Origin of the sequence: Flavobacterium cyanobacteriorum, assembly GCF_002251835.1 — a bacterium.
In the GTDB taxonomy this organism is placed as follows: domain Bacteria; phylum Bacteroidota; class Bacteroidia; order Flavobacteriales; family Flavobacteriaceae; genus Flavobacterium; species Flavobacterium cyanobacteriorum.
On the sequence record NZ_NOXV01000183.1, the window covers coordinates 1 to 7811 of the forward strand.

Here is a 7811-nt window from a genome sequence, read left to right on the forward strand (position 1 = left end):
AGAAAAACGTAAAAAAACCGTCTCAAGTTGTGAGACGGCTTCTTTATGTCGGGATGACTGGATTCGAACCAGCGACCCCTAGCACCCCATGCTAGTACGCTACCAGGCTGCGCTACATCCCGAATTTTCAAGTGTGCAAATATATTGGTTTTGTACTAATAATAAAACAGAAGTACAAAAAAAGGTAACCGCCGGGGTTACCTTACATTTTTAAGAGGCATTTTCCTGCCTGTCAGCAGCACCTTTGTTCTTGCGGCGTTTGACACCGTAGGAGCCACGCCAAATTTTACCTCTTTTAGTTTTAGGATCTCCTTTTCCCATAAAAGATAAATTTTGAAGTTACTACACAAATTTAAAAATCCATTGGTAAAAAAAGAGCCCCGGATATGTTAAAGATATCTTTTCATTATGCTATCGTGTTAGATTCACTCCTCAAATCCCTGTATTAGTATCTCAAGCATTTTAATTGCTGCATCGCTAATCTTAGTTCCGGGCCCGAAAACCGCGACCGCGCCTGCATCAAACAGGTACTGGTAATCCTGGGCAGGTATAACACCACCCACAATAACCATGATATCTTCACGCTCATATTTCTTTAGCTCCTCAATAACCTGTGGCACCAGTGTTTTATGCCCTGCCGCAAGAGATGATACACCCAGTATATGCACATCATTCTCCACTGCTTGCTTGGCAGCTTCGGCTGGTGTCTGGAACAGTGGGCCAATGTCCACATCAAAGCCTACATCGGCATAGCCTGTGGCTACTACCTTTGCGCCGCGGTCGTGCCCGTCCTGGCCCATTTTGGCAATCATTATCCTTGGGCGGCGGCCTTCCAGCTTAGCAAACTCATCAGCCTGCTGTTTTGCTTTTTCAAAGCTTTCATCGTTCTTAATCTCTTTGCTGTACACTCCGCTAAATGATTTAATTTGTGCTTTATACCTTCCGTAAATCTTCTCCAGCGCATCGCTTATCTCGCCAAGGGTAGCCCTGTGGCGTGCGGCTTCCACAGCCAGTTCCAGTAAATTACCTTCGCCTGATTGTGCAGAGGCGGTAAGCTTCTCCAGGCATTCCTGTACTTTGGCAGTATCTCTGGTAGCTTTTATTTGTTCCAGCCTTTCAATCTGCTGGCGGCGCACCATCTGGTTATCTACATCCAGAATATGAAGAGGGTCTTCCTTCTCCAGGCGGTATTTATTAACGCCTACAATAATATCCTGTCCGCTGTCAATGCGTGCCTGCTTACGCGCTGCGGCCTCTTCAATGCGAAGTTTTGGTATGCCGGCTTCAATGGCCTTGGTCATGCCACCCAATTCTTCTACTTCCTGTATTAAGGCCCATGCTTTTTTGGCAATCTCATCCGTCAGGCTTTCCACGTAATAGCTGCCAGCCCAAGGGTCTACCGTTTTTGTTATCTTGGTTTCCTCCTGAAGGAATATCTGTGTGTTACGTGCTATACGTGCCGAAAAATCAGTTGGAAGTGCAATGGCTTCATCTAAGGCGTTGGTGTGCAGCGACTGTGTACCTCCAAAAGCCGCGGCAGCTGCTTCAATAGCCGTACGTGCTACATTGTTGAACGGATCCTGCTCGGTTAAGCTCCAGCCGCTGGTTTGGCAATGGGTACGCAATGCAAGTGATTTCTCATCTTTCGGGTCGAACTGCTTTAACAGCTTTGCCCAAAGCATACGGCCTGCCCGCATCTTCGCAATCTCCATAAAATGGTTCATGCCGATGGCCCAGAAGAACGAAAGCCGCGGCGCAAAATCATCTATTTTCATGCCTGCAGCAAGGCCGGTCCTTATATATTCCAGTCCGTCAGCCAGGGTATAAGCCAGCTCAATATCAGCCGTGGCACCGGCTTCCTGCATGTGGTAGCCCGAGATACTGATGGAGTTGAATTTAGGCATCTTCCTGCTGGTAAACTCAAAGATGTCGGCTATAATTTTCATTGACGGGGCAGGAGGGTAGATGTACGTGTTACGTACCATAAACTCCTTAAGGATGTCGTTTTGTATGGTACCGCTAAGCAGTTCAGGCTTCACGCCCTGCTCTTCGGCGGCAACAATATAAAAAGCCATGATGGGCAGTACGGCGCCATTCATGGTCATAGACACCGACATCTCGTTTAGCGGAATCTGGTCAAACAGCACTTTCATATCCTCTACACTGTCAATGGCCACACCGGCTTTGCCAACGTCGCCTACCACACGTTCGTGGTCAGAATCATACCCGCGGTGGGTAGCAAGGTCAAACGCCACAGAGAGTCCTTTTTGCCCGGCAGCAAGGTTGCGGCGGTAAAAGGCGTTGCTTTCCTCCGCGGTCGAAAATCCTGCATACTGCCTGATGGTCCACGGGCGGCGCACGTACATGGTGGCGTATGGCCCGCGAAGGTTTGGCGCAAAGCCGGCCCCAAACTCAAGGTGCTCCATGTTGGCAATGTCTTCGTCAGTATACGTGGGTTTTACAGCAATGCCTTCGGCAGTAACAAAAGCTTCCTGTTCGGTAGCAAGTGCTTTGTGTTCTGTAGCAACAGAATCTTTTAGGGTGATATGGTGAAGGTTTTTTCTCATCAGTATTTATCTTGGATACTTTGATGTATTTTTTGATGTATGAAAACAGCCTTTTATAATTACTGTATCATCGTCAATTAAAAATATAAGGATAAAAGGAAATCTTTTTAATGGCAGCACTCTGAAATCTTTATATCTAACTCTATAAAAAGGGTTAAGGGAGAGGTTTGAATATGCCTCTTCAATATCATTTATAAATCCTGAAGGGGCTGTTTCACTTCTTGTTGCATAGAAATCAAAAGCATCTTCAATGTCAACTTGGGCTTGTGGTGAAATAATAATTCTATAAGCCATTTCTTTTCTTCAACCTGTTCAGTGAATCTTCAGATGTAATATAACCTTCAGCAGGTTCGTTAAGCCTTTCATTTAAAGTTGCTTTCATCTCTTCAGTCAATTCGAAACCATCTTTTGCAAGTACAATAACCTCAACTTCATCTGCTATGAAGTCATCAGGAAGTACTACTTCCAGTGTCCTTCCCTTAACTTTCAAATATTGCCTGATAGCTTCCATATCCTGTTTTTAGTAAAATTACAAATTATTACTTTATGCCGGCTCTTTCTCCTGCTCCAGCCTTTCCTGCTCCATTTTTTCAGCAAGCCTTTTTTCTATAATGGGTGTAATAAGCGTTTTGCGCGGATTGGTTTTTACAAAGGGGTAAAGTTCCAAATCGCCGCTCATCCTGTCATTCTTGTTAGGATATTTGTTGGTGCCCAGCAGTATTTCTTTTCCACTATCAAACAGTTCCTGTTCTTTGGCGGCACTTTCCTGTATCTTCCGCTGGATGGTGCCTTCAATCAACTGCGTTATAAACCCACCGTTGGCTTCAATATCTTTAAACAAAGCAAGCGCTTTTTCAGCCAGCTGCTGTGTAAGTTCCTCAATGTAATAAGCTCCGTCAGCCGGGTTGTTCACTTTATCAAAATAGCTTTCATTTTTAAGTATCAGTAACTGGTTGCGCGCAATCCTGTCGCCAAACTCATTGTCTTTATGATAAATGGCATCATAAGGCAAGTTGGCAACACTATCGGCTCCACCCAGTATAGCGCTCATGCACTCGGTAGTAGTGCGCAGCATGTTTACGTTATAATCGTATAGTGTTTTGTTGCGCCTGGTGGGCGTAGTTATAATATGGCAGTCGAAGTTATGGTCATACTCCTTGCTTATAAGGTTAAACAACAGCCTTAACGCACGCAGCTTGGCAATTTCGAAAAAGTAGTTGGTGCCCACAGACACCTGTAGCACAACAGGCTTATTTATTGTAGCGACGCGGTTAAAGTATTCGTTGGCATGGGCCAGGGTATAAGCAATCTGCTGCACAATAGTAGCTCCCGCATTTTGGTACAGGCTGCCGTCGACACATAAAAAGTGAAGGTTAGGACAGGCGATGGCGATGGTATTGAGTGCATCGAAATCTTTTTCAAGGTTACTGAACCAGTTGCCTTCTTTTGCCAGCCGGCCCACAGGATCGAGCTGCACATAAAAGGCTGCATTCCTGTTTTTGGCAATGTCATCAAGCTTTTTAACGAAATCGATTAAAAGGAAATTCAAATAAAAATATACAGGCGTGTGTGCAAGAGGCAGTGCTGCCACCAGTTTTTCAACATCAGTGTTTTCGTCTTCAATAGTAAACCGTATGGCCTCAGCACCCCTGTTCAATGTGCTTAAAGCCCTTTTAGCCGATTTATCTGCATCATGTACAAAAATGTTCTGGCATATTTTAAACGCCGCAGCTTTTGTAGTTACATCCGCCCCGCCCTTAAACTCATCAATATGATAAAAAGGCTTAACTTTAATACCTTCGGGGCTCTCCCAAACAAGCGTTTCGTTGTAATCAGCGCCTTTAAGCTCATATTGTACCTGCTGTTTCCACTGCTTAGATGTAACGGGGCTGAAATCTTCAAATAGTTTTTCGCTCATGCGTGAACGGTTTTATAGGGATTTTGTTTTCTCTTCAGGAATACTGTCTTCAAATTCTATAATATAAATATCTTCATTTTCGCGCTTCATAAAATATTTTTCGCGCGCATACTTCTCAACCTGGTCAGGGTCTTTAAGCTGTTTTATGCTGGTGCTGTCCTTTTTGATCTCCTGTATGTAGTACTCCTTGTTTTCTTCAAGCTCATCAATCTGTTTATCAAGCACCCTGTGTTCAAGATAAGAGTAATTATCAAGGAATAAAATCCACACAATAAAGAAAATAGTAACCAATACATATCTGTTCCCTAATATTTTAAGGAAAGGATATGTATTGGTTATGTTTTTCAGTTTCATATGGCTAAAATAATAAATTCCAATGACCAAATCCCAAATTACAAACTGTTGCAGCTATATTAAACCAGGCACATATCAGGATTTATAAAGACGACTTTTCAAGAATTGAAGAAAATATTTTTTTTAATTCATCTGCCTCCCCAATGAGCAGCTCCATATCCCTTTCAAAATCTGGATTACAAACCTTTAACAAAGAAAGCCAATAAAAAGATTCTTTTGATTCTTTACGGCAAATTTTAATTCTGTAATAGAAATCTTTTTTGCTTAAAGCTTCATTTGCTTCAATATAATTAGCTCCCACTGAACCGGAAGACCTGATTAACTGTTTTCCATCTTCAATTACCTGGATTGTTTTCGGGATTTTTTTTAGCAAAAATCTGCAATCACGTGCAAACAGAAAAGTTCTTTGTTCCAAATCATATATCTTTCCTTCCATAAGAGCTATTAATATTTGGATTTTGTGATTTGGACTTTCCTATAGTATCCTCTGATTAATCACCGCCCTAACCACATCAATGGCCACCGTGTTATATTTATCGTTAGGTATTATAATATCAGCATAGGCTTTAGTAGGTTCTATAAACTGTTCATGCATAGGCTTCAGGGTGGTCTGGTAGCGGTTCAGCACCTCTTCCATATCGCGCCCGCGTTCGGCTATATCGCGTTTCAGGCGGCGTATCAGCCTTTCGTCAGAGTCGGCGTGTACATATATCTTTATGTCGAACATATCCCTCAGTTCAGCATTGGCCAGTATAAGTATGCCTTCTACAATCATTACTTTCCTTGGATGGGTAAGTATAGTATCGTCGGTGCGGTTATGGGTAACAAATGAATAAACCGGCTGCTCTACATTACGGCCGGCCTTAAGTTCCCTGAGGTGTGATACCAGCAACTCAAAATCTATTGACCTCGGGTGGTCAAAGTTTATCTTTGCACGGTCTTCATAACTGAGGTTTGATGTTTCCCTGTAGTAATGGTCCTGTGATATGATGCCCACTTCAGTTGAAGGCAGCTCGTTCATTATCTGGTGTACAACAGTGGTTTTTCCGCTGCCTGTACCTCCTGCAATTCCTATGATAAGCATTAAGTTGTATTGTTAAATTTTTTGCAAAAATAACAAATATGATTGCCGAAGTTAGTTTTTTAAGTTAAGAATTTGTGTGCCTGTGCGGCTTTATAATTTGCAAATGCATTACTTTTGGGAGTAAGACAAATTGCTTATGAAAAATCTGTATTTATTTTTTGCTTTATTATCTTTTCCCTTTATTGCCGGTGCACAGAAGCCCGATATACTGTACCAGGTGTCTCAGCGTAATTTTTTTGACAGCAACGGCGATGGCCTGGGCGATTTGAAAGGTGTGCAGCAAAAGCTGGACTACCTTGAACAGCTTGGCGTTACGGCTATTGTGCTTTCGCCGCTCTACCAATCAGGTTACAGCCATAACTACTTTGCAGATGATTTTGAAAAGATAGATCCGTCATTCGGAGGGCTTAAAGAATACCGCGACCTGGTGCTTGAGGTACACCGCAGGAAGATGAAAGTTTACCAGGAGATTGAAATGCAGTATGTTTCCCGGAAGCATGCCTGGTTTACCGGCTCCTTTAATAATCCGTCATCAAAGTACAGCAAATACATCATTTATACCGATAAAGCTAACCGGCAGCCCTATTTTTATGCTGCTACACCCATGCTTAAGGATAACACGGCCCTGAAAGATGAAATTGCCGTTGTAAATTTAAAAGAGCCGGCCGTAAAGGAGTATATTTCCAAAACATTGAAATACTGGCTTGACCCTAATGGCGACAGCCTTCTTAATGATGGGGCTGACGGGTATAAATTCAACGGGCTTGCTGACAATACCGGGAGCGACGGCAGGATGAAAAACCTTTTAAACGATTTTTGGGCGCCTGTTATGGCAGACCTTAGAAAGGCTAACCCTGCGTTGCGCTTTTTTGCTGAGCCTGCAGCCAGGGAAACCTCTTTCAGCAGTTATTTTACAGCAGGGATTGACGGGCTGTATGCTTATGAACCCGCAAAGGCCTTAGCATCATTTAGTAAAAACACCCTTGCGGCAGCCGCCGAAGCTGCCTTTAACCAGGTACCCGAAGGTAAAAATGTTATTGTTATGGCAGAGAATGATGATATGCCACGCATAGCATCAGCACAGGGCACGAATGAACAGAAACTCAAAATAGCGGCAGCGCTAAATCTGTTTTTAGGCGCGGTGCCATCTATACAATATGGGCAGGAACTTGGCATTAAAGCAGCGGCAACTCCGGTTAATGAGCCATTCCCTTGGTATGCACCGGGCAAAGGTACAGGAATGGTAACATGGAATACCGGCGCTTCGCCCGAAACAGTTACCGCTGAAGATCAGGCTGCCGATCCGCAGTCATTGCTAAATTATTACAGGCAACTGATAAAGCTGCGCAAAACCGACCCCGGCTTTATGGCGGGCAGCTATAAAGAAACACCTAACTCCGGTGAAAATGTATTTTCTTTCCTCCGGATCTATAAAAACCTGGCCACACTTGTGGTAATAAACCTTTCAGGAAATGAAGAGACAGCCATACTTGCAGATAACTCCTTAAAACTATCTTCCGCAAAATTGTTATTGGGTGACCGTGTAGATAATTTTAAGAACGGCAGCAGGGCGGTGGTGATGCCTCCTTATGCTGTACAGGTCTGGAGAATGAATTACGTACCCCGCCATACAGAATAAGTTTTCATCATAAGGCGCACAGCCCCTGGACAGCCTAATCATACTTGGCCGGTATGCCCTCATCTTACCTATAGCCCTGATGGAGGCGGCATCCTCCCCGCCGCCTGCTTTTGCGGCGGGGAGATATAGCTGACAGCAGGAAACGGCTGTTGCAAAAGTGCGACTGGCTTCCTGCTCCTGATGGCAGGTATCCCTAAAATTCGAAGAAGCCGTCTCACAACTTGAGACGGTTTTTTTACGTTTTTCTTG

9 protein-coding genes and 1 tRNA gene are annotated in these 7811 nt (G+C 43.7%); 1 reads left to right on the forward strand and 9 read right to left on the reverse strand.

Translation table 11 applies throughout. From position 1 onward, the window contains the following. Positions 1 to 48 precede the first annotated feature (48 nt). The 9 genes from CHU92_RS03535 to udk all read right to left on the reverse strand — a co-directional run bounded on the left by CHU92_RS03535 (position 49) and on the right by udk (position 5923). Positions 49 to 122, reverse strand: a tRNA-Pro gene (locus CHU92_RS03535). Between the two features lie 88 nt (positions 123 to 210). Continuing rightward, complete coding sequence (locus CHU92_RS03540; protein ID WP_094412667.1) at positions 211 to 321, reverse strand: 30S ribosomal protein THX; 111 nt, start codon at positions 319 to 321, stop codon at positions 211 to 213. 104 nt (positions 322 to 425) lie between these two features. Next, positions 426 to 2567, reverse strand: a complete 2142-nt coding sequence (gene scpA / locus CHU92_RS03545) for a methylmalonyl-CoA mutase (protein ID WP_094412669.1) — start codon at positions 2565 to 2567, stop codon at positions 426 to 428. A 6-nt stretch (positions 2568 to 2573) separates the two neighbouring features. Beyond that, positions 2574 to 2861 (reverse strand): type II toxin-antitoxin system RelE/ParE family toxin, encoded by a 288-nt coding sequence (locus CHU92_RS03550; RefSeq protein WP_094412671.1) that lies wholly within the window; start codon positions 2859 to 2861, stop codon positions 2574 to 2576. Next, positions 2851 to 3078, reverse strand: a complete 228-nt coding sequence (locus CHU92_RS03555; RefSeq protein WP_094412673.1) for a hypothetical protein — start codon at positions 3076 to 3078, stop codon at positions 2851 to 2853. The genes CHU92_RS03550 and CHU92_RS03555 overlap by 11 nt, the downstream gene beginning before the upstream one ends. A gap of 33 nt (positions 3079 to 3111) precedes the next feature. Further along, on the reverse strand, positions 3112 to 4485 hold the full coding sequence (locus CHU92_RS03560; RefSeq protein WP_094412675.1) for a methylmalonyl-CoA mutase subunit beta: 1374 nt from the start codon (positions 4483 to 4485) through the stop codon (positions 3112 to 3114). 12 nt (positions 4486 to 4497) lie between these two features. Next, positions 4498 to 4839: an FtsB family cell division protein gene (locus tag CHU92_RS03565; RefSeq protein WP_094412677.1), complete on the reverse strand. Its 342-nt coding sequence runs from the start codon at positions 4837 to 4839 to the stop codon at positions 4498 to 4500. 82 nt (positions 4840 to 4921) lie between these two features. After that, positions 4922 to 5275, reverse strand: a complete 354-nt coding sequence (locus CHU92_RS03570) for a four helix bundle protein (RefSeq protein WP_094412679.1) — start codon at positions 5273 to 5275, stop codon at positions 4922 to 4924. Positions 5276 to 5314: 39 nt separating this feature from the next. Further along, on the reverse strand, positions 5315 to 5923 hold the full coding sequence (gene udk / locus CHU92_RS03575) for a uridine kinase (RefSeq protein WP_094412681.1): 609 nt from the start codon (positions 5921 to 5923) through the stop codon (positions 5315 to 5317). Positions 5924 to 6059: 136 nt separating this feature from the next. Between udk and CHU92_RS03580 the strand changes: the two genes are divergently transcribed. Continuing rightward, a complete protein-coding gene (locus tag CHU92_RS03580) occupies positions 6060 to 7562 on the forward strand; it encodes an alpha-amylase family glycosyl hydrolase (protein WP_094412683.1) in 1503 nt (500 codons plus the stop codon). Positions 7563 to 7811 lie beyond the last annotated feature (249 nt).